The organism is Streptomyces sp. NPDC005808 (genome assembly GCF_042871385.1).
Classification (GTDB): domain Bacteria; phylum Actinomycetota; class Actinomycetes; order Streptomycetales; family Streptomycetaceae; genus Streptomyces.
This window is the reverse complement of sequence record NZ_JBIAIK010000007.1, coordinates 207,603-228,914: the sequence shown is the minus strand read 5'-3', so window position 1 is coordinate 228,914 and position 21,312 is coordinate 207,603. Positions and strand designations below refer to the sequence as shown.

Annotated in this window: 23 protein-coding genes; 10 read left to right on the top strand and 13 right to left on the bottom strand. The window is 69.9% G+C overall.

The features are described 5' to 3' along the window. Nucleotides 1-135: 135 nt before the first annotated feature. Nucleotides 136-822, top strand: coding sequence for a DUF899 domain-containing protein (locus tag ACFYPC_RS18055; protein ID WP_388676820.1), 687 nt, complete (start codon nt 136-138; stop codon nt 820-822). A gap of 171 nt (nt 823-993) precedes the next feature. Next, nucleotides 994-1,167 (top strand): hypothetical protein, encoded by a 174-nt coding sequence (locus ACFYPC_RS18050; protein ID WP_384381688.1) that lies wholly within the window; start codon nt 994-996, stop codon nt 1,165-1,167. Nucleotides 1,168-1,253: 86 nt separating this feature from the next. Here the strand turns inward: ACFYPC_RS18050 and ACFYPC_RS18045 are convergent, their stop codons facing one another. The 3 genes from ACFYPC_RS18045 to ACFYPC_RS18035 form a co-directional block, all read right to left on the bottom strand. Further along, complete coding sequence (locus ACFYPC_RS18045) at nt 1,254-3,116, bottom strand: ABC transporter ATP-binding protein (protein WP_388677293.1); 1,863 nt, start codon at nt 3,114-3,116, stop codon at nt 1,254-1,256. Nucleotides 3,117-3,541: 425 nt separating this feature from the next. Next, nucleotides 3,542-3,994, bottom strand: coding sequence for a hypothetical protein (locus ACFYPC_RS18040; RefSeq protein ID WP_388676817.1), 453 nt, complete (start codon nt 3,992-3,994; stop codon nt 3,542-3,544). Next, nucleotides 3,991-4,662: an ATP-binding protein gene (locus tag ACFYPC_RS18035; RefSeq protein ID WP_388676815.1), complete on the bottom strand. Its 672-nt coding sequence runs from the start codon at nt 4,660-4,662 to the stop codon at nt 3,991-3,993. The genes ACFYPC_RS18040 and ACFYPC_RS18035 overlap by 4 nt, the downstream gene beginning before the upstream one ends. A gap of 203 nt (nt 4,663-4,865) precedes the next feature. On the opposite strand from ACFYPC_RS18035, the gene ACFYPC_RS18030 reads away from it, so the two are divergent. The 3 genes from ACFYPC_RS18030 to ACFYPC_RS18020 all read left to right on the top strand — a co-directional run bounded on the left by ACFYPC_RS18030 (nt 4,866) and on the right by ACFYPC_RS18020 (nt 6,942). Beyond that, nucleotides 4,866-5,726 carry a helix-turn-helix transcriptional regulator gene (locus tag ACFYPC_RS18030; protein WP_388676812.1) on the top strand — a complete coding sequence of 287 codons (861 nt, stop codon included), beginning with the start codon at nt 4,866-4,868 and terminating at the stop codon, nt 5,724-5,726. After that, entirely contained in the window at nt 5,727-5,990 is a 264-nt protein-coding gene (locus ACFYPC_RS18025; protein ID WP_388676810.1) for a DUF397 domain-containing protein, read from the top strand. 148 nt (nt 5,991-6,138) lie between these two features. Continuing rightward, complete coding sequence (locus ACFYPC_RS18020; protein WP_388676807.1) at nt 6,139-6,942, top strand: SAM-dependent methyltransferase; 804 nt, start codon at nt 6,139-6,141, stop codon at nt 6,940-6,942. Nucleotides 6,943-7,100: 158 nt separating this feature from the next. Here the strand turns inward: ACFYPC_RS18020 and ACFYPC_RS18015 are convergent, their stop codons facing one another. Continuing rightward, nucleotides 7,101-7,289, bottom strand: a complete 189-nt coding sequence (locus ACFYPC_RS18015) for a hypothetical protein (RefSeq protein WP_388676805.1) — start codon at nt 7,287-7,289, stop codon at nt 7,101-7,103. After that, entirely contained in the window at nt 7,243-8,658 is a 1,416-nt protein-coding gene (locus ACFYPC_RS18010) for a PLP-dependent aminotransferase family protein (protein ID WP_388676803.1), read from the bottom strand. Before ACFYPC_RS18010 ends, ACFYPC_RS18015 begins: the two co-directional genes overlap by 47 nt. Before the next feature lie 47 nt (nt 8,659-8,705). Between ACFYPC_RS18010 and ACFYPC_RS18005 the strand changes: the two genes are divergently transcribed. Continuing rightward, entirely contained in the window at nt 8,706-9,236 is a 531-nt protein-coding gene (locus ACFYPC_RS18005; RefSeq protein WP_388676799.1) for a carboxymuconolactone decarboxylase family protein, read from the top strand. 48 nt (nt 9,237-9,284) lie between these two features. Here ACFYPC_RS18005 and ACFYPC_RS18000 read toward each other — a convergent pair whose 3' ends face one another. The 3 genes from ACFYPC_RS18000 to ACFYPC_RS17990 all read right to left on the bottom strand — a co-directional run bounded on the left by ACFYPC_RS18000 (nt 9,285) and on the right by ACFYPC_RS17990 (nt 12,357). Further along, a complete protein-coding gene (locus tag ACFYPC_RS18000; RefSeq protein ID WP_388676796.1) occupies nt 9,285-10,775 on the bottom strand; it encodes a glutamate synthase subunit beta in 1,491 nt (496 codons plus the stop codon). A gap of 289 nt (nt 10,776-11,064) precedes the next feature. After that, nucleotides 11,065-11,544: a DUF1772 domain-containing protein gene (locus ACFYPC_RS17995; protein ID WP_388676793.1), complete on the bottom strand. Its 480-nt coding sequence runs from the start codon at nt 11,542-11,544 to the stop codon at nt 11,065-11,067. A 120-nt stretch (nt 11,545-11,664) separates the two neighbouring features. After that, complete coding sequence (locus ACFYPC_RS17990) at nt 11,665-12,357, bottom strand: DUF2293 domain-containing protein (RefSeq protein WP_388676791.1); 693 nt, start codon at nt 12,355-12,357, stop codon at nt 11,665-11,667. Between the two features lie 284 nt (nt 12,358-12,641). Between ACFYPC_RS17990 and ACFYPC_RS17985 the strand changes: the two genes are divergently transcribed. Beyond that, nucleotides 12,642-13,274, top strand: a complete 633-nt coding sequence (locus tag ACFYPC_RS17985) for a uridine kinase (protein WP_388676788.1) — start codon at nt 12,642-12,644, stop codon at nt 13,272-13,274. 412 nt (nt 13,275-13,686) lie between these two features. Then, nucleotides 13,687-14,115: a CBS domain-containing protein gene (locus ACFYPC_RS17980; protein WP_388676785.1), complete on the top strand. Its 429-nt coding sequence runs from the start codon at nt 13,687-13,689 to the stop codon at nt 14,113-14,115. Between the two features lie 242 nt (nt 14,116-14,357). On the opposite strand, the gene ACFYPC_RS17975 is transcribed toward ACFYPC_RS17980, so the two are convergent. Then, the gene (locus ACFYPC_RS17975; protein ID WP_388676782.1) at nt 14,358-15,485 is read right to left on the bottom strand and encodes a magnesium and cobalt transport protein CorA; all 1,128 of its coding nucleotides are present in this window, start codon (nt 15,483-15,485) and stop codon (nt 14,358-14,360) included. 191 nt (nt 15,486-15,676) lie between these two features. Between ACFYPC_RS17975 and ACFYPC_RS17970 the strand changes: the two genes are divergently transcribed. After that, complete coding sequence (locus tag ACFYPC_RS17970; RefSeq protein WP_388676779.1) at nt 15,677-16,471, top strand: class I SAM-dependent methyltransferase; 795 nt, start codon at nt 15,677-15,679, stop codon at nt 16,469-16,471. Nucleotides 16,472-16,532: 61 nt separating this feature from the next. Here ACFYPC_RS17970 and ACFYPC_RS17965 read toward each other — a convergent pair whose 3' ends face one another. Together ACFYPC_RS17965 and ACFYPC_RS17960 are read right to left on the bottom strand one after the other, a co-directional pair. Further along, complete coding sequence (locus tag ACFYPC_RS17965) at nt 16,533-17,480, bottom strand: carbohydrate kinase family protein (protein ID WP_388676776.1); 948 nt, start codon at nt 17,478-17,480, stop codon at nt 16,533-16,535. Continuing rightward, a complete protein-coding gene (locus tag ACFYPC_RS17960) occupies nt 17,477-18,421 on the bottom strand; it encodes a pseudouridine-5'-phosphate glycosidase (RefSeq protein WP_388676774.1) in 945 nt (314 codons plus the stop codon). Before ACFYPC_RS17960 ends, ACFYPC_RS17965 begins: the two co-directional genes overlap by 4 nt. A gap of 65 nt (nt 18,422-18,486) precedes the next feature. On the opposite strand from ACFYPC_RS17960, the gene ACFYPC_RS17955 reads away from it, so the two are divergent. After that, a complete protein-coding gene (locus tag ACFYPC_RS17955) occupies nt 18,487-18,915 on the top strand; it encodes a VOC family protein (RefSeq protein WP_388676771.1) in 429 nt (142 codons plus the stop codon). A 65-nt stretch (nt 18,916-18,980) separates the two neighbouring features. Here the strand turns inward: ACFYPC_RS17955 and fdhA are convergent, their stop codons facing one another. Together fdhA and ACFYPC_RS17945 are read right to left on the bottom strand one after the other, a co-directional pair. Beyond that, entirely contained in the window at nt 18,981-20,207 is a 1,227-nt protein-coding gene (gene fdhA / locus ACFYPC_RS17950) for a formaldehyde dehydrogenase, glutathione-independent (protein WP_388676768.1), read from the bottom strand. Between the two features lie 443 nt (nt 20,208-20,650). Further along, the gene (locus tag ACFYPC_RS17945) at nt 20,651-21,205 is read right to left on the bottom strand and encodes a methylated-DNA--[protein]-cysteine S-methyltransferase (RefSeq protein WP_388676766.1); all 555 of its coding nucleotides are present in this window, start codon (nt 21,203-21,205) and stop codon (nt 20,651-20,653) included. Nucleotides 21,206-21,312 lie beyond the last annotated feature (107 nt).

The following is a 21,312-nucleotide window of genomic DNA, read 5'->3' as shown; positions in this document are numbered from 1 at the left end:
TTCCGGTGGCGTACGGAATTCGGCTGAATCCAGAGACGTAGGGGCCGATTTCAGAATTTCTCCGTTCCCTCCGATGAGTTCCGCTGCTGCCTCCGGTCCACCTCACGAAGGCACCGTTTTTCGTAGGAGGGGCAGATGACGCTTCCGCAGATCGTGTCGCGCAACGAGTGGCGCGCGGCGCGTGAAGAACTGCTGGCCAAGGAGAAGGCCGCCACGCGTGCGCGGGACGCGCTCAACGCGGAGCGCCGTGGGCTGCCGATGGTCGAGATCGACAAGGAGTACGTGTTCGAGGGCGGCGACGGGAAGGCGACACTGCTCGACCTCTTCGACGGGCGGAATCAACTCGTCGTCTACCACTTCATGTTCGCGCCGGAGTGGGCCGCCGGATGCCGTAGTTGTTCGGCATTCCTCGACCAGATCGGTCACCTCGCGCATCTGCGGGCCCGGGGCACCGAGTTCGCCGCCGTGTCCCGCGCGCCGCACACGAAAATCCTCCCCTTCAAGGCACGCATGGGCTGGACGGTGCCGTGGTACTCGTCTTACGACAACGAGTTCAACTACGACTTCCAGGCATCCTTCGGCGGTGAAGAGCCCTACGAGCGGCCAGGCATCAGCTGCTTCCTGCGGGACCGTGACCGCGTCTTCCACACGTATTCGACATACGAGCGAGGACTCGACGGGATCGGTTCCACGACCAGCCTGCTGGACCTGACCGCGCTGGGAAGGCAGGAGGAGTGGGAGGAGCCCAGGGGGCGCTCATCTGCGCTGGGGGCGCCCGCAGGCAGTGAACGGATCCGTTACCACGACGAGTACGCGGACTGAAACGACGACACTACGACACGACGACTCACACGGGGCGTGCCGAAGCGAGAGCTACCTCACACTGAACCCGAGATCACGTGTCGACTAAGTCTCAGTACTGTTACTTCACGAGTCGTTCACCCCATGAAGGGCGTTTAACTCTACGAGAGCAGCGCTACATGGAGGTGCAAGGTGAACGGGCGAACGGTGCTGAAGCGCTTTCCCGCAGGTGGGCCGCGCGGGTCGTGGCCCGCGGAGGAATTCGCGCAGGCGCGCCGTCTGGAAGGTCAGGCCGCCGAGGTGGTCATGGATCTGTCGACAGACGCGTTCCTGGTGGTTGTCCGGGCCGCTGAGCTCGTTGAGTGAGGCCGCGGGCCGTCCTGGGGGTTCCCTCCCGGCGGGGCGATCGGCTTCCCAGGTCGGGGTCGGCTTTCTTGTTCGGGGCATCGGAATCAGCCGGCTTTCCTCGCCGGGACCTTCGACGTGAACTGTTCCGCCTGGAGCGAGTACAGCTCCGCGTAGACGCCCCCGGCGGCCAGGAGTTCCGCCGGGCTGCCGGACTCCACGAGGCGGCCCTGGTCGAGGACGTGTACGAGATCGGCGTGGCGCACGGACGCCAGCCGGTGCGTGATGAGGATGACGGTCTGGCCGGTGCCCGCGAGCGCCCTGATCTTCTCGAACACCTCCAGCTCGGCCCGGGCGTCGAGTGCCGCCGTGGGTTCGTCCACGATCAGGATGGCGCCGCGCCGGTAGGCGGCCCGTGCGATGCCGAGCCGCTGCCACTGTCCGCCCGACAGCTCGTGCCCGCCGCTGAAGCCGCGGGCCAGGAGGGTGTCGAGGCCGCGGGGCAGATCCGCCACGACGTCCTCGGCCCCGGCCTCGGCCACCGATGAGGTGAGGCGCTCGTCGGTGAGCGGCGCCGAGGCGCGGCCGACCGCGACGTTGACGCGGGCGGTGAACGGCCAGCGTTTGAAGTCCTGTGCCACCATCGCGATGCGCTCGGCGAGTTGGTGCCGGTCCGCGGTCGCCGCGTCGACGTCGTCCCACAGGATCCGGCCGTGCTCGGGCGCGTACAGGCCCGCGAGCAGTTTCACCAGGGTGGTCTTGCCCGAGCCGTTCTCGCCGACGAGCGCCACGATCTTGCCGAGCGGCACGCTGAGGGTCACGTCCGCGAGTGCGGGCCGGGTCGAGGAGCCCGGATAGGTGAACGTGACGTTCTCGAAGCGTATTTCGCGCGGATCTGCGGGGAGCGGATCGCCGCCCAGGGGGATCGCGCGTTCGGCCGCCTCGACGTACATACGTTGCAGGTCGCCCACGAACAGGCCCTCTTCGTGGAGGGAGTTGATCTCCAGGACGAGCGTGCCGAGGCTCGCGGAGCCGGTGCGGATCGCGATGACGGCCGTACCGGCGACGGAGAGTGCCATCGCGCCGGCCAGCAGCAGTCCGCCGAGGGTCGCGTACGTCGCCACTGTGGCCAGCCCCGTCCAGGCCGCCGCGATCAGGCCGGTACGGGCGGAAAGCCGGGCCAGGCGCGCCTGTTCGGCCTCCGCGCTCTCCGACATCGAGCGGAAGTGGCGCAGCAGGAACGGCCCGACACCGTGCACCCGGATCTCCGGGGCCGCGGCGGGCTCGGTGAGCAGGCTGCTGATGAGGTGCCCGGCGCGGGCGTGCTGCACCCAGGTGTGGAACGACTCGTAGCGGCGCCGGGCGATCGTCAGCGCGCTCCAGGCGCTCGGCAGCGTCATTGTCACGAGCAGCGGCAGCAGCGCGGGGTGCAGCACGGTGAGGACGCCGGCCGCCGCGCACAGCGAGATCATCGCGTTCACCACCCGGGCGGCGATCGTGATCATGCTCCGGGCCGACCGGGCTCCGTACTGAGCGGTGTCCAGCAGCTTGTGGAAGGCGTCGTCCTCGATGGCGGCCAGCTCCACCGCCGCCGCCCGTTCCAGATACAGCTCGGTCGCGACCCGCTCGACCTTCGGCTCCAGCCGACCCGTCGCGTACGTCGACGCGGCGCGCAGCAGTGCGGCGAACAGCATGACGACGGCGACCGTGACCAGTGCCGGGAGGGCGCCGCGCAGCCGGCCCTCGACCGGTCCGTTCGTCATCAGCCGGCCCAGCACGCTGTTGACGGCCAGCAGACTCACCGCCTGAGCCATGCCGCGGGACAGCTCGGCGGTCAGCACGATCCGGGCGGCGCGGCGGTCCGCCGTCCAGGCGAGCCGGAAACTGGACGCGAGGAGGGACGGCAACCGCGTCACCATGGCGCGGAAGTTCAGCTCCAGGAACGCGTCGGCGTGCTGCGACCAGCCCATGTCGTAGCGGAGCGGTCCGCCGAAGAGCAGATGCTCCGATTCGGAGGGTGCCGGTTTGTCGTCGCCGCGCCGCTTCTTCGCCCGTATCCGCACCGTTGGCCTCCCCCGAGAGTGGACGCACGGTGCATTCCCCAGGAACGGTGCGCTCCACCCGGGGCGGCGACGGAGTTTTACGGCAATCGATGCACTCGGGTCACGTCCGGAGCGCGCGCGGTGGTGGAGCCGGCGCAGACGGGGTCCTACGCGCTGCGCCGGGCCCTCTGAGCCGAGCCGGGCGCCACGGGCTCAGCTGAGACCTACGTGCTGGGTCCGGGGGCCCGCGCGCCGAGGTGATCTCTCCGTGCTGGGCCGGGGGCCGAGGTGAGCTCTCCGCGCTGCGCCGGGGTCCAGCGCGTGAGCCTGGCCCTTACGCCTTGAGTCGGCCCCTACGCGCTGATCGGACGCGACCAGACGGGTGTCGTTCCCATCACCCGGCACAGGGCCAGATAGAGCGGGATCGGCGGGGTGTACGGAACGGTGCCGGCGGGCTTGTGGATGAGCCCCGGAGCGTCGGGCGCGTCGGGGATGACCGCGCCCGTGGCGTAGTACGCGGGGGCCGGCCAGTCCAGGGCCACATCGGAGTCCGAGGGGACGATCCACCACCAGTTCGCCCGGTCGGCGTAGACGCAGCCCACGCGGGGCAGCCGCGGCAGCAGCAGCGGACCGAACCGGGCCGGCACGGAAACCGCGTCACAGCCCAGCGGCAGGGTCATGCCCTGGGGCACCGGGAGACGTCTGGCCGGTCCGGGCGCCCACTGAGCGCGCTTGAGGCGGACCAGGGTGTCCAGGCTGAGAACCGGCGCTCCGGGTCCCGCGGCCAACGTACCCCTGGCACTCATTCGGTCCCCGTTCCCCAGGACGCTTCCGTCCCCGTGCCCCGGCCGTCGGCCTGTGGCTTCTTCGCGCTCCATCCCAGGTCGAACCGGGCCTCGGTGTCCGCGTCGAGCCGGTCGGGCGAACGGCGGTCCCCCGGGTGCTCCAGCTCCGCCCAGACCAGCAGCCCGGGGCCGGTCTCCTGAGCTCCCCAGGCTCTGCAGACGGCGCCGACGAGGAGCAATCCCCTCCCGTGCTCCTCCTCGGGCCGCTGCGGCCAGGGGCGCGGCTGACCAGGAGCGCACCCCTCGTCACGTACCGCTATCCGCACCAGGTCTTCGGCGTGATGCAGCTCACAGAAGACGCGCTCACCGGCGGTGTGCACGATGGCGTTGGTGACCAGCTCGGATATGACGAGGGTCGCCGTGTCGCAGGTGTCCTCGCACACCGCCCAGCCGGACAGCCAGGCGTCGGTCAGGCGTCTGGCCCGGGCCACGGAGCCCGGGTGTGCGGCCAGCTCGAAGCGGAATCGGCGCTCGGCGGCCAGGCCGGGGCGGGGCCCCGCGTCGGCGCGGAGACCGGATCGGTCCTCGGCTGCATCGGGACCAAGCCGGTCCTGGGTGGCGGCGCCGGGACCGAAGCGGTCCTCGGCGGCGTCTGTTCCTAAGGGCACGGACGGAGTCACGCTTGCCACTATCGCCCCGCCGTGAACACTTGGCAAGAGTCACTATGAAAAATGCAGAGTGCCGTGTGACTCCGTGAAGGCGCGTGGCACACTGCTCGCAACAGCACGCCGGGCGGCGCCAGTTGGGATCGTCGAAAAGGACCCCGAACGGCGCCGTCCGGGCTGTCAGGGCACTGTGAACCGGCTGTCAGACTTTTTTACGGAGGTGGGACGTGAGTGAACCGCGGTCCGCGCCGACGGTCGGCCAGGTCGTTCTGGGTCGGCGTCTGCTTGACCTGCGCGAACGTGCGGGCCTCAAGCGTGAGGAGGCCGCGCGGATCCTCCGTGTCGCACCCGCCACGGTCCGCCGGATGGAGATGGCCGAGGTCTCCCTCAAGATCCCCTACCTCCAGCTCCTCCTGAAGTCGTACGGCGTCTCCGACGAGGAGGCCGAGGGCTTCGTCCTGCTGGCCGAGGACGCCAACAAACCCGGCTGGTGGCAGCGGTTCCACGACATCCTGCCGGGCTGGTTCTCGATGTACGTCAGCCTGGAGGGCGCGGCCGCCCTCATCCGGCAGTACGAACCTCACTTCGTTCCCGGAATCATGCAGACCGAGGAGTACGCGCGTGGTGTCCTGAAGGCCGGCGCCATCGGCCAGACCAGACCCGAGGACATCGAGCGGCACGTGGCGCTGCGCATGCAACGCCAGGATCTGCTCACCCGCGCGGACGCCCCGCGGGTCTGGGCCGTGATGGACGAGACGGCCCTGCGCCGTCCCATCGGCGGCCCGGAGGTGATGGGCGCCCAGATCGACAAGCTGCTCGCGGTCATGAAGCTGCCCAACGTGACGCTGCAGGTGATCCCGTTCTCCTCGGGACCGCACCCCGGCACGTACGGGCCCTTCGTGCTCTTCCGCTTCGCCGTGCCGGAACTCCCGGACATGGTCTACAGCGAGTACCTGACCGGCGCCGTCTACCTGGACGCGCGCTCTGAGGTGGCGACCCACCTCGAGGTCATGGACCGTATGGCGGCTCAGGCCGCTACTGCACATCGCACGAAGGAGATCCTTCGGGATCTCCGCAAGGAGCTGTGAATGGAACGCATGAGGCCGCGGATACGCAATGCGCGCATCTACAACGGAATGCCCGCCCGTGAACTGGGCAGCGAGGGCTGGCACAAGCCGTGGAGCGGCGGCAACGGTGGCAACTGCCTGGAGGCGATGAAGCTCGCGGACGGGCGCATCGCGGTCCGCCAGTCGGCGGACCCGGACGGGCCCGCACTGATCTACACGCCCGGCGAGATGACCGCGTTCATCCAGGGTGCCAAGGCCGGTGAGGCGGACTTCCTGCTGTCCTGATCCGTTGCGTACCTCTGCTTACTTCTGCCTCAACTCCCTAATCGTGGCGCCGACTTGACCACTGTGTCGACGCCGACATGATCGCTTGCCACGGCACGCGTGACGGCACGCGTCACGGCACGCATCGCATGGACCTACGGAGAACGTCATGACCGGGCAGGGCCCCATCGAGATCGACACGAGCAAACCGCATCCCGCGAGGATGTACGACTGGTTCCTCGGCGGCAAGGACAACTACCCCGTCGACGAGGAGATGGCCAATCAGCTCCTCGCCGTCGATCCCCGGGTGCCGGTCATGGCGCAGATCAACCGCGCCTTCATGCACCGTTCCACTCGCTGGCTGGCCCAGAGCGGCATCCGGCAGTTCCTGGACATCGGCACCGGCATCCCCACCGAGCCCAACCTCCATCAGATCGCCCAGCGGGTCGCACCCGACGCGCGCGTCGTCTACTGCGACAACGATCCCATCGTGCTTGCCCACGCGGTGGCCCTGCTGCGCGGCACGGACGAGGGTGTCACCGAGTACGTCCAGGCCGATGTGCGGGATCCGGACAGGATTCTCGAACAGGCCCGGAAAGTCCTGGACTTCACCCAGCCGGTGGCCCTCTCGCTCGTCGCGCTGCTGCATTTCATCCCTGACGAGGACGGTGCCTACGAACTCGTCGACCGTCTGCTGGCCGAACTCCCCTCCGGCAGCTACCTGATGCTGTCCCACGCCTCGGGCGAGTTCGACAAGGAGAAGGCCGCCATGGCGGCTGAGCTGTACCGCAGGCGCGGCCTGACCATGGCACTGCGGGGCCGCGCGGAGATCGCCCGCTTCTTCGACGGCCTCGAACTGGTCGAGCCCGGCGTGGTGTTGCTCGCCGACTGGAAGCCGGAACTGGGCGTGGTCATCGTGACGGAGGGCGACGAGCCGGTGCCGGGGTACGCGGCGGTGGGCCGCAAGCCGTGACTTCGGCTTGAGCTGGCCGTGTGTGCGGTGGGTGGTTCGGGCTTGAGTCGACTGCGTGCGGTGGGTGGCTCGGGCTCGAGCCGGCTGCGTGCGCGCGGTGAGCGGCTCCGGCCGCGTCGACTCCACGCACGGTGGGTGCGCTGTATGTCAGGTGGAGGTCACTTTCCGGCCGACGATGGCCGATGGCCGATGACCGATGACCGATGGCCGATGACCGATGACCGATGGCCGATGGCCGATGACCGATGGCCGATGACCGATGACCGATGGCCGATGGCCGATGACCGATGACCGACAGGGTCACGCCGGCGGCAGTACCCCGCACAACGCGTCAAGTGCCGCCCCATAGGCATGCTCGGCAGGCGTCGCGTACCCCACCACGAGCCCGTCCGGCGCCGGCATCAACGCCTCCGGGTGCCGGAACTCGCCCAGCCCGTCCAGCGCTACGCCCTGCCAGACGGCGCCCTTGACGGCCGACTGCTCGGTCCCCGGCGGCAGCCGCAGCACCGCGTGCAGGCCGGCCGCGACACCGGTGACCTCGATGTGCGGTGCCCGTGCGGCCAGAGCGGCGACGAGACGGTCACGGCGCCCCCGGTACCGCTGCCGCATGCGCCGCACATGGCGGTCGTAGGACCCGGAGTCGATGAAGTCGGCGAGCGCGAGCTGGTCGGGTACGCCCGCCCACGCCTCCCGTTCACCCTTGACCGCGAGCACGGCACCGACGTACCGCTCCGGAAGGACCATCCAGCCGAGCCGCAGCGCGGGCGACAGGGTCTTGCTGACCGAGCCGATGTGGATGACCTGCTCCGGGTCCAGGCCCTGCACGGCACCGACCGGCTTGCGGTCGTAGCGGAACTCCCCGTCGTAGTCGTCCTCCAGGATCACGCCGCCACGCGCGCCTGCCCAGTCGATCACCGCGGTACGTCGCTCGGGGTGCAGCGGGCCACCGGTCGGGAACTGGTGCGCGGGCGTGAGCAGTACGGCCCGTTCCCGGCCCAACTCGCCGACTTGGGCACCGTCTTCGTCCAGGGGCAGCGGCACGGTCCGTACGGACGCGGCGGCCAGCAGCTCGCGGTGGAAGCCGAGGCCGTACGACTCGACGGCGAGTGGGCCCCGTAGAACCGCGGGAAAGAGCAGCCGCAGGGCATGCGCGAAGCCGGAGCAGATCACGATCCGGCCCGGCTCCGTGCGCACGCCACGCGCGCGTGCCAAGTAGTCGGCGAGTGCGTGACGCAGTTCGACGCGGCCGGCGGGATCACCTGGCCCGAAGGCCTCGCTGGGTGCGTGCTGGAGGGCCCGCCGGTAGGACGCGAGCCACGCCGTGCGCGGGAACGACGACGCGTCCGGGGTGCCCTGCCGCAGGTCGTGCCGGGGTCCACGCGCGCGTGGAGGCGTCTTTTTCGCTACGCGCGCGGGGGAGCCCAGCGGTTGGGCCCGCACGGCGACCCGCGTCCCCGAGCCCTGCCGGGCGGTCAGCCAGCCCTCGGCGACGAGCTCCGCGTACGCGTCGGCGACGGTGTTGCGCGCGACACCCAGGTCGGCGGCGAGCGAGCGGTACGGCGGCAGCCGTGTGCCCGGTGCGAGCCTGCCGCTGCGTACGGCCTCGCGCAGGGCACCGATGAGCGCGGCCCGGCGCCCTCCGGACCCGGCTACGTCCAGATGCAGGTGCAGGTCAGCACCGATCCGCTCGGCAGAATTGACCCATGATTCGTCCACGGAAATGCACCCTACAGTGGGTCTTTCAGCCCCGTAGATTCATGGTCATGACGACGAACACGAACACGAACCCGAAGATGAACACGACTACGAGCGTCGCCGAGGCTGCTGGAGCGGCCGTGACCGACAACGCCCGTCTCGACTTCGCGAAGTCCGCCCCGAAGGTCTTCCGGGCGCTCATCGGCTTCGACGCGGCGGCCCGCGACGGGCTCGACCCCGCCCTCGTCGAGCTCATCCAGATTCGCGCCTCGCACATCAACCACTGCGCGTACTGCCTCCACATGCACACCAACGACGCCCGCAAGGCCGGCGAGAGCGAGGACCGGCTGCACATGGTCGCGGTGTGGCGCGAGGCCCGTCACTTCTTCACGGAGAGGGAGCGCGCCGCCCTCGCCCTCACGGAGGCCGTCACCCTGGTCGCCGACGGAGGGGTCCCGGACGACGTCTACGCGCAGGCCGCCGCCGTCTTCGACGACCGGGAACTGGCCCACGTCCTGGCCCTGATCTTCACGATCAACACCTGGAACCGGGTGGCGCTTTCGACGGCGAAGATGGCGGGCACGGACGAACGCCGCTGACGCGTGCGATTGATGCGGATGACTGGTGTGTGTGACTGACGCGGGTCGCTACACCGACATTGGGCGGTCGTACGGCCCGATCGGCGTCGGCAGTCGCGAGTCGCCGCCCGTCAGCCGGCGGTCCACCGCGGCCGCCACCGAGCGGCCCTCGGCGATGGCCCACACGATGAGGGACTGGCCGCGGGCCGCGTCCCCTGCGGCGTACACCCCGGGGACGTTCGTCGCGAACTCCGCGTCGCGGGTGATCGTGCCCCGCGGGTCGAGAGCCAGGCCCAGCTGGTCGATCAGCCCGTCGTGGCGGTCGGGCCCGGAGAAGCCGAGCGCGAGCAGCACCAGGTCGGCCGGGAGTGTCCGCCCGGAACCGTGCACCGGACGGCGCCCGGCGTCCACCTCGACGAGATGCAGCGAGCCGACGTGCCCCGCCGCGTCCCCGGTGAAGCGGAGTGTGGACGCCGCGAAGAGCCGCGCGTCCGCGTGCGCCGCGGGCGCCGTCCCCAGCGCGTCGGCCTCCTCGTGCGCGGCCGAGAGCCGGTAGATCTTCGGGTACGTCGGCCAGGGCTCGGAGTCGTGGTCACGCTCCGCCTCCGGCAGCGGATAGATGTCCAGCTGGGTCACGGACGCCGCGCCCTCACGCACCGCGGTCCCCAGACAGTCGGCGCCGGTGTCCCCGCCCCCGACGATGACGACGTGCTTGCCCGCGGCGGACAGCGGCGATGTCTCCAGGTCGCCCTCGCAGACCCGGTCGGCGAACGGGAGGTACTCCATCGCCTGGTGGATGCCCTGCAACTCCCGCCCCGGTACCGGGAGTTCACGCCAGGCAGTGGCGCCCACGGCGAGGATGACGGCGTCATAGCGTGCCCGTAGCTCCGCCGCCCCGATGTCCCGCCCGACCGCCGTCGACGTACGGAACTTCGTTCCCTCCGCGCGCATTTGACCCAGCCGCCGGTCCAGATGCCGTTTCTCCATCTTGAACGCCGGGATCCCGTACCGCATGAGCCCGCCGATCCGGTCGGCCCGCTCGTACACGGCCACGGTGTGCCCGGCCCGCGTCAACTGCTGTGCCGCGGCAAGCCCGGTGGGTCCAGAACCGATGACCGCGACGGTCCGTCCGGAGAGCCGGTCCGGTGGGCGCGGCGGCGTGAGCCCGTCCGCCCAGGCGCGGTCGGCGATGGCGACCTCGACGTTCTTGATGGTGACCGCGGGCTGGTTGATCGCGAGCACGCAGCCCGCCTCGCACGGCGCGGGGCACAACCGCCCGGTGAACTCGGGGAAGTTGTTCGTGGCGTGCAGCCGGTCGCTCGCCGCCCGCCAGTCCTCCCGGGAGACGAGATCGTTCCACTCGGGGATCAGGTTGCCCAGCGGGCAGGCCTCATGGCAGAAGGGGACCCCGCAGTCCATACACCGGTCGGCCTGCCTGCTGATGATCGGCAGCAGTGCTCCGGGGACGTACACCTCGTTCCAGTCCCGCACCCGTTCCTCGACGGGCCGACGCGGGTACTCCTCGCGGGGTGTGGTCATGAATCCCTTGGGATCGGCCATGGCCGTCTCCCTTGCGTACGCGACGGGCGCGGCGCCGCACCGTCGTCGGACGTCTTCGGCCCACGGCCTCAGGGCGGCACACCTTTCCCGCCACGATACGACGCCGCCGCGGACCACGCCGCTCAGCTCGCGGCCCTGCTTGCGGTCTCGGCTTGCGGGTCCGCCAGCTTTTCCGCTTGCTTTCCGCTCCGGCTCGGGCTTCTGCTTCGGCTCCAGATCCGGCTTCGGCCCCGGTTCCGGTTCCGGTTCCGGCCCTGGTTCCGTTTCCGACTTCGGTTTCGGCTTCGGCTCAGGCGAGGGCGAGGACGTAGGAGATGGACGCGGCGGCCGCGGCGGCCGTGCGGAGGTGGTTCCACATCGACCACTCGCGCACGTACGCGGGCCAGTAGGCGACTGCCTCCGGGCTGCCGGGGTCCATCTTGGCGAGCGCGTCGTTGCGTGGGACGTTCGCGGCGATGGTCACTCCGAAACACCCGACCAGATACAGCGCGCTGCCCACCAACAGCTCCACCGTCCCCTCGTCCGGCAGCAGCACGAACGTGACCACCGCGATGGCGGCGCACAGCAGCGCCGACCCGATGAACGCCAGCATGAACGCGGGGCGCAACGCGAACACATTGATCGACTTCATCGCGGCGACCCCTTGCGCGGGAGGCAACTCGGCGATCGCCCTCATCACGAACGTCGAGAACCCATAGAACACCCCGGCCACCAGCCCACAGCCGAGCACACCCAGCAACGTCAGCACGAAGTACGGCCCATCGATCATGTCCACTCCCACATCGACCCGAAGTCCGCTGTCACCACAAGTGAAAACCCGTACGGCGGAGGTGACCATGGCTGAGGGGCGCGGGGGCATGCGGGAGCGTCCAGGCCGCCCCGGCCGACGTCAAGGCGGCACCTGCCCCGCTTGCCACCCCCGCACCGTGGTTTCCACCACCTCAGCGATCCGCCGCCGCGCCTCATGCCGAGGCACCCCGCTCATCAGCAATTGGTCGTACGGCGTGTCCGTGTGCCGGACGGACGCCCGGACCGCCGCGGCCACCGCCGCCTCGGACAGCGCACGACCAGCGGCGCTGCGTCCCACCCGCCCGCTCCCACGCACCGAAGCGTGTGCGGCGATGTCCCGCGCCCGCTCGGCCGGACAGCCCGGAAACATCCGGCGGATCTCCCGCGCGAAAGCGTCCGTGAACCGCAGATCCTCATCCTCCCGCCGCCGCGCGTCCCGAGCACGGCGCCGATGCCGCGCCTCCGCGTCCGCCAGACACCGCTCCTCGGCCCGGGCCAGCGCGGCCTCCTCGACGAGCACACCCTGCCGCTCGTACCGGCTCCTGCGCCGGTTGAACCGCACCACCACCGCCGACAGCGCACTCCCCTCCCGCGACCTCCGCGTCAGAGCGGTGTCGCCCCTCGGCAGGTACACCAGATGCCCGAGATCCGCGCAGTCCAGACAACGCGGCGCGCCTTCCTCCAGCACCAGCAACGCCAGTGGTCCGGTCCGGCACTCGGCGCACTGCCGCTTCCTGAGCGGCTGGATGACGAGAAGTCCGGTGTGGCGCAGGGGAGTTGCGCTCGGTTCCATATGCGGTTCATCCCCCGTCCGCATCGGGATCTACGTCACCGGCGAATTGTCCAGGATCGATGCTTCTGGCACTGGCCCTCAGAGTCAATTCGGGGACGAGCCCTCGTTGAACCCGCCCCGTGTACGACGAGAACCGCCCCGCGTCAAATATGCCGTCACGCCACTCGGTGGCCCCTCATCCCGCTCCTTGACGCAGCCCGCACCTGGAGCGCCACGGGCCTTCCGCAATTCCGCGCCCCCTCGCCGCCCACGTGAACGCCTCCCGATCGCGACATCATGGCTACGTGCGACTCCAAGCGATCACCTGGGAAAAGCTCGGCGACCTCCTCGCCGAGCGGCTGCTCGACCTGAAACCGGACGACGGCGGCCCCTGGCCGCGCGTCGCGTTCGATGGAGCGCCGGCCGCCCGCCCCGGCGAACTCGCGCACCGCGTCTCCGAGGCGCTCCGCATACGAGGCCGCTCCTCGCTCGTGGTCGGTACGGAGGGCTTCCTGCGCCCCTCGTCGGTGCGGCTCGAATACGGCCGCGAGGACGTGGAGTCCTACTACGAGGGCTGGTTCGACACCGGCGCCTTGTGGCGTGAGGTCTTCGGCCCCCTCGAACCCGGTGGCGACGGGCGGGTCCTGCCCGACCTCTGGGATCCGGCCACCGACCGGGCCACCCGCAGCCCGTATGTCCAACTCCCGCCAGACAGCCCCCTGTTGCTGCACGGCCCCTTCCTCCTTCGCCACTGGTTCCCCTTCGACCTCAGCGTCCATGTGTTCCTCTCGCCGGGTGCACTCCGCCGTCACACCCCCGAGGACGAGCACTGGACCCTCCCTGCCTTCGCGCGCTACGAGACCGAGACGGACCCGGGCGCCACGGCCGATGTCCTGGTACGCGCCGACGACCCACGTCATCCTGCCTGGAACGGCTGATCGCGAGCGGTCACTCAAAACACTTCTGTATGCACGTGCATATAGTTATGCTGATGGTCATGACGCTCTCCTTCGGTGAGAGCTCTCCCGCAAGTACCTCGGCATCGACCCTCCGGCAGAGAAGGGCGATGAGGTCCGCGTGATCATCCGTGTCGTCCCGCAGAAGATCGTCGGCTTCTCCGCCTGACCTGAAACCTGACCTGAAACCTGACCTGGAACTGACCTGAAACCCTGACCTGGAACTGTCCTGAAACGGAGAACCCCTGGCTCGAAGCCAGGAGGTCTGACCCGAAAACGGGAACTTCCGGGAACTTCCGGGTGCGTTTCTCCGAGGGTGCGGCGAGAATGTAGGGCGCCGGGACTAGCGGTGCTCTCCGCGCCGCGCCGGCCGTCCGGCACCGGGAGGTACTTCATGACCACCGCCGGAGACATCATGCACCGTGGTGCGCAGTGGATTCCCGCCCACGAGACCCTGGACCGCGCCGCCCAGCTGATGCGCGAGCTCCATGTGGGAGCCCTGCCCATCAGCGACGAGAACGAACGGCTCTGCGGCATCCTCACGGACCGCGACATCGTCATCGGCTGTGTGGCCATGGGCCACGATCCCGCACGGGTCACCGCGGGCGAGATGGCCCAGGGCACCCCGCGCTGGATCGACTCCAACGCCGATGTCGGCGAGGTGCTCCAGGAGATGAAGGGGCACCAGATCCGCCGGCTTCCCGTGATCGAGAACAAGCGACTGGTCGGCATGATCAGCGAAGCCGACCTGGCCCAGCATCTGACGGACGAACAACTTGCCGCCTGGGTCGAGAGCGTCTACGCGAGGAGCGCGACGAGCTGACGTCGTCGATCCTCCCTCCCTCCCTCCCTGCCTGGTCGGTCCTCCCGCGCTCATGGATCCCCCAGGTCTCGTGGGTCCCCCCGATCCCGGGCCCCGTTCGTTCTCGGGTGCGCACCTCCGCCTGCCCGCCTGCCCGCCTGCCCGCCTGCCCGCGCGTTCGCCGGTCCGGGTTGACAGGCGGATGCGCGGACGGGCGGGGTCGGACTGACCTGCCGGGCGAGGGGTCTCCCAGGTTCGTTCTCTCACAGCCAGCCGCTGCGCCGGAACCCCCGATACAGGACGAGGCAGGCGGTGGCTATCACGCCGAGGACGAGTGGGTAGCCGAACGTCCAGCCCAGTTCCGGCATGTGCTCGAAGTTCATGCCGTACACCCCGCAGACCATCGTGGGCACGGCGATGAGGGCCGCCCATGCAGTGATCTTCCGCATGTCCTCGTTCTGCGAGACCGTCACCTGTGCCAGGTGCGCCTGGAGGATGGAGTTGAGCAGCTCGTCGAAGGCGGCGATCTGCTCGGTGACCCGCAGCAGGTGGTCGGAGACATCGCGGAAGTACGCCTGTATCTCCGGGTCGATCACCCGTATCGGGCGGGTGGCGAGTTCCTGGACCGGGCGGGCGAGCGGAACCACGGCCCGCTTCAGTTCCAGGAGTTCACGCTTGAGCTGGTAGATGCGGCCCGCGTCCGCCCGGGCGCCGTTCTCGGCGAAGACGTCGGCCTCGACCTGGTCGATGTCCGCCTGGGCCGAGTCCGTGACATTCACGTAGTCGTCGACCACATGGTCCGCGATCGCGTGCAACACCGTGGCCGGGCCCTTTGAGAGCTGACGGGGATCGGCCTCCAGCTCCTCGCGCAGCGGGCCCAGGGACCCGTGCCTTCCGTGCCGCACGGTGATGACGAAGTCGGCCCCGACGAAGACCATGATCTCGCCGGTGTTCACCACCTCGCTGGTTGCCGTCAGTTCCTTGTGCTCGACGTAGCAGACCGTCTTGAAGACGGCGAAGAGCGTTTCGCCGTATGCCTCCAGCTTCGGGCGCTGATGGGCTTCCACCGCGTCCTCGACAGCCAGGGGGTGCAGGTCGAAGAGGTCTGCGATGCCCGCGAACTCCTGGTCCGTCGGCTCGTGCAGTCCCAGCCAGACGAACCCGTCGTCCTGCTTGCGGACCCGCTCCACGGTGTCGACCAGGTCGCGGCCCCCGGGGACCCTGGCGCCGTCCTGGTAAGCAACGCAGTTCACTACCGCCGAGCCCAGCGGGGACCGGGCGGGGTGGCTCAGGTCGACTCGGGTGTGTCGCCGTGCCAGCCGCGCCACCTTGCGGAGGCCGCTGACCTTGTCGAGGCCCGTGACCTTCCGCAGATTCCCTGCCATGGACATCTGGATCTCCTTGCATGGATCCCCTTGCGCCGTACTTCGCGCCCTGGCGTGTCAGTTTGCCAGGCCGGTTCGACCGTCGGACAAGCCTGTGGGAACGGAACATTCCGTTCCGGTAAGTCGACTTCGAGTGAGCGCCGACAACGGGAGCGTCGACGATTCATGACAAGGCACTCAAATGGGATGATCTCTCTATGATGCGAACCGACGGGTATCTCCTCGACAACCGGCAGACCGAGGCCGAGCAGCGCTTCGACGCCTCCGCCACTCTCTTCGACCCCACGACGTTCCGGCACCTCGAACGCTTCGGCATCGGCTCCGGCTGGCGCTGCTGGGAGGTCGGCGCGGGTGGCACGTCTGTGGTGTCCTGGCTCGCCAAGAAGGTCGGCCCCACCGGACGGGTCATCGCGACCGACACCGACACGTCGTGGGTGAGATCCCCGGCCCGCCCGCCCGTCGAGGTGCGTATCCACGACGTGGGCGCCGAGGAGCCACCGGGGGACGGCTTCGACCTCGTGCACGCACGGTTCGTGCTGGTCCATGTGCCGGACCGGGAGCGGGCACTGCGGTCGATGATCAAGGCCCTGCGACCCGGCGGCCGGCTCCTCGTCGAGGATGCTGACCCCGCCTTGCAGCCTCTGCTCTGCCTCGACGAGTACGGTCCCGAGCAACAGCTCGCGAACCGACTGCGCCAAGGCCTGCGCAGCCTGCTCGGGGAGCGCGGCGCCGACCTCGGGTACGGCCGCAAACTCCCGCGCCTGCTCCGCCAGGCGGGGTTGCGTGGTGTGGAGGCCGACGCGTACTTCCCCGTCACCTCGTCCGCCTGCGCCGCACTCGAATCCGCGACGATCCGCCAGATCAGAGAACAGCTCGTCACCGCGGGCCTCGCCACCCACCAGGAGATCGACCGCCACCTCGCCAATGTCGCCTCCGGGTCGATGGACCTGGCGACCGCGCCGATGATCTCGGCCTGGGGGCGCAAGGGGTAGGGGCGGGAGAGGAGTCGGCGCGCCATCACTAGGCGCGACCGGCAGGCTTCCACCGGGCACGTCACCCGCTCGTCGGCGGCCTTCCCCCGGCCCGCTCCACCGCCATCGCCCCCGCCCGGCACCCCTGCACCGCGGCCTCCTCGGGCTCCGCGCCCGCGAGCAGGGCGGCGAGGAACGCTCCGGTGAAGGCGTCGCCCGCGCCCGTGGTGTCCCGGGGTGTCGCGGGCGACGCCGGAACCCGGGCGTGGACGGCGCCCGAACGGGCCACCAGGGCTCCGTCGCCGCCCTGCTTGGCGACGACCAGCGGTACGTGGCGGCTCAACTTGGCCGCCGCGTCCGCCGGATCGGGCAGCCCGGTCAGCAGGAAGGCCTCGGCCCGGCTCGGCAGCAGGATGTCGACACCTTCCGCGAGTGCGAGGAAGCGGTCCACACCCAACTGCGTGAGGAAACCCGCTGACGCGGGGTCCAAGCTCACCTGTACGTCACGCGCGCGCGCCGACTCAAGAGCCACCGACACCAGCGCCCGGCCCGACTCGGAGAAGAGCAGATAACCCGACAGGTGCAGCCGTGCAACCCCGTCGAGCAGTGCGGAAGACCAGTCGCCGGGTTCGAGCTGCGGCGTTGACCCGAGATCCGTGAGGAACGTGCGCTCGGCCGAAGCACCCGTGTCCACCAGACAGATGACCGTCCCCGTGGGCGCCTCCGGATCGACGACGAGGAGCGGGCGTACGCCGGACGCCGTCAGCTCGCGCTCGTGCCACGCGGCCGCGTCCGCACCCACCCGGCCGAGCAGCCGCACGTCTGTGCAGCCCCCATGCGCCGCCCAGCAGGCGACGTTGGCGCCTGCCCCGCCCGGCAGCGTCAGGATCGTGGCGGCCGTGTCGGTGCCCGCCGCCAGCGGCCCACGGTGCTGGGCGACGACGTCCGTGACCACGTCACCGATGACGAGCAGCGCCCCCGTGGCCGCGCTTCGGTTTCGCCCGGCGGCCGCGTGACCCGTCCCGCTCACGCAGCCCCGGCCCAAGCGGCCGCGATGCGCCCCGCGAGGCGTACGTTGCCTCGCACCGCCGCGAGGTTGGCACTCAGTGAGGCGCCGTCCGTGTGCCGCACCAGATAGTCGAGCAGGAAAGGAGTCACGGCCTGCCCGGTCACGCCGTCCGCCTCGCACGCGTGCAGAGCGTCGGAGAGTACGCGCGCGTGGAGCGCGGGAGCGAGCTGCTCCTCTTCGGGAACCGGGTTCGCGACGATGAGCGCCGACTCGGGACCGTCCAGCGTGTCCTGCGCACGCATGACATCCGCCACCTGCCCGGGCGACTGAAGCGTCCACTCCACCGGATGCCCCGAGTCGGACAGGTAGAAGCCCGGGAACCGCTCCGTGCCGTACCCGGCCACCGCCACGCCCAGCGTCTCCAGGCGCTGCAGCGTCGCGGGCACGTCCAGGATCGACTTGACGCCCGCGCACACCACCGTGATCCGGGTACGCGCCAGCAGACCCAGATCGGCGGACTCGTCCTGGGTCACCGTCCACTCCCGGTGCACCCCGCCGAGGCCGCCCGTCGCGAACACCCGTACGCCCGCGCGGGCGGCCAGCAGCGCCGTCGCGGACACGGTCGTCGCCCCGCTCGCCCCTGACGCCACCGCGAGGGGCAGATCACGGTGCCCCAGCTTGCGGATCCCGTCCTCGTTCGCGACCCGCTCCAACTGTTCCTTGTCCAGTCCGACGAGGGGCTGTCCGTCGAGCACGGCGATCGTCGCGGGAACAGCGCCCTCCTCCCGTACGACACCCTCCAGCTCCACAGCGACCTGCAGATTGCGCGGGCGTGGCAGCCCGTGCGCGATGATCGTCGACTCCAGGGCCACCACCGGCCGGTGCGCGTCGAGCGCCTCTCGCACCTCTTCGGACACCACGATCACGCGCCTGCCTCCTGTCCGTCGGTCGTCTTTCCTCATCTCTGGCGAGCGGCACACCCGGTCAAACCCTTGCGGCCTGCGGCGCCTGCCTCCAGCCTGAGGGCATGACGGACAACTCGGCACGTCTCGACCATGTCGTCCTCTGGGTGCGCGATCCGATCGCCTCCGCCGGCTTCTACGAGAAGGCGGTCGGCCTGGAACCCCTGAGGGTCATCGAATTCGCCGCGGGTAAGGTGTCCTTCCCCTCCGTACGCCTCAATGAGGAGACCATTTTCGACCTCGCGCCGCTCCCCATGGCGCCCCGCATGAACATGGTCCCCGGAGGCGCCGACAGCGCCGGTCACCCCGTCAACCACGTATGCCTGTCGCTCCGGGAAGACGATTTCACGGCGCTGCGGGCACGTCTGGAAGAACGCTCCGTCCCCGTCTCGGACTTTTCGTACGACTCCTTCGGCGCCCGCGGAATGTCCAGGCGCAGCTTCTACTTCCGCGACCCGGACGGAAACGTCTTCGAGGCACGGCACTACGAGTAGCGCACAGGGGTGCCCACACGTGCGGGCACCCCTCACAGCCGGCTGGGCGTACGCCTTGCAGCACCTCAGACAGCTCGTACGCCGTCCAGGGCCCCATGTGGATCGAGCACGTACTTGCGGCTGGCACCCTGGTCGAACTCGGCGTAACCGCGCGGTGCGTCGTCCAGACTGATCACCGTGGCGTTGACCGCCTTGGCGATGTGCACCCGCTCGTGCAGGATCGCCTGCATCAGCCCCCGGTGGTACCGCATCACCGGGCACTGGCCGGTGGTGAACTGGTGACTCTTCGCCCACCCCAGGCCGAGCCGCACCTTCAGCGTCCCTGTCCGGGCGTCCTGGTCGATCCCTCCGGGGTCGTCCGTGACGTACAGCCCGGGTATGCCGAGTGCGCCGCCCGCGCGCGTGATGCCCATCAGCGAGTTGAGGACGGTCGCGGGTGCCTCCTCGGCGTTCGAGCCGTGGGCCCGAGCCTCGAAGCCGACCGCGTCGACGGCCGCGTCGACCTCGGGCTCCCCGAGGATCTGTGCGATCTGATCCTCCACGGCGCCGCGTGACACATCGACGGTCTCGCAGCCGAAACTCCGCGCCTGGGCGAGGCGTTCGGCGTTGAGGTCCCCGACGATGACGACCGCGGCGCCGAGGAGCTGAGCCGAAGCGGCGGCGGCGAGACCGACCGGGCCCGCCCCGGCGACGTACACCGTCGAACCGACCCCGGCGCCCGCGGTGACCGCGCCGTGGAAGCCGGTCGGGAAAATGTCCGACAACATGGTGAGGTCGAGGAGCTTCTCCCGTGCCTGGTCCCGGTCGGGGAACCGCAGCAGGTTGAAGTCCGCGTACGGGACCATGGCGTACTCGGCCTGTCCGCCGACCCAGCCGCCCATGTCGACATACCCGTAAGCGGCGCCCGGCCGGGCCGGGTTGACGTTCAGACAGATGCCGGTTTTCCGCTCCTTGCAGTTGCGGCACCGCCCGCAGGCGATGTTGAACGGCACCGACACGATGTCCCCGACCTCGATGAACTCGACGTCCGGGCCGCGCTCCAGTACCTCTCCGGTGATTTCGTGTCCGAGGACCAGCCCCTCGGGCGCGGTCGTACGACCCCTCACCATGTGCTGGTCACTTCCGCAGATGTTGCTGGCGAGCACCTTGAGGATGACCCCGTGCCGGCACTTGCGGCCGACGTTGCCGGGTGCCACTCCTGGCCCGTCCTGTAGTTCAAGTGTCGGGCGGTCGATGGTCCTGACCTCCACCGCACCCGGCTTGAGATATGCGACTGCCTTGTTTCCGCTCATGCCTGATCGCCGTCCTTTCAGCCCCGTTGCTTCGGACGCCAGCGGCTGTGCGCGTAACGGAGTCTGCTACCAGCCATGCCTTCCGGCCACCCTCCGCGTCAGGGCCTTTTCCGCGGAGAAGCGCGCCCTCATCGCCCTCGGCGCACGAGCCCCTTGAGGTGACCGCTCGATACCGCAGCCGCGCGGAATCTGGCAGATCACGCCCGGTGTCGTTACCGACACGGAGGCGAACGAGCACTTCGCCGTCAGCGGCCGTGCCCGCGATCGACGTCGGGGGCGGGTCCCGGCGACGCGGCGATCCTCCGCGGGGGCGACCGCACGACCTGGACGGTTCGCGAGAGGCTCCGCAGCACAGGTGGTCGGAGCAGGCGGCGGCTCGGGAAGCACCGGGTGGTCGGAACAGGCGTTCGGGAGGCGCAGGCGGCTCCGGAAGGGCCGGAAGCTCAGAACAGCGGCTCCGGAAGCACTCCTTCCAGTGCGAGAAGCTTCCGCTTGGTCTCCAGACCGCCGCCGAAGCCGCCTATGCCGCCGTCGCTCTCGACGACCCGGTGGCACGGCACGACGACCGGCAGGGGGTTCGAGCCCATGGCCACGCCCACGGCCTGCGCCGCGCGTGGCTGGCCCACCCGCCCGGCCAGGTCGCCGTAGCCCACGACCGCGCCGTACGGAACGCCGGACGCCAGCTCGCGCAGCACCTGTCGGTTGAACCCGGAGATCAGCGACCAGTCCAGTGGCAGCTCGAAGTCGTGCCGCTCACCGGCGAAGTAGCCCGTCAGCTGACGTATCGCCTCGGCCAGGAGCGGGGAGTCCGGTGCCTCGACGGGTTCGCTGCCCAGACGTGACGCGAGCCGGTCGAGCGCCTTGTCGCGCACCGTGTCCGTGGCGTGGAACACGACGTTCACCAGGCCGGCGTGCGTGGCCGCCAGCAGCAGCGGACCGATGGCCGTGTCGACGACCACCCACACGACCTGCTGCTCGTTCTGCCCGTGGCTGTACATGAGATCCACCGTACGGCGCACCACTGACAACGCCCGCGACGCGGACACCGGACCGCGACCGGGGCCCGCTCGTCGTCGGCCCGGAGTCGACTGGACCACAGAGAGCA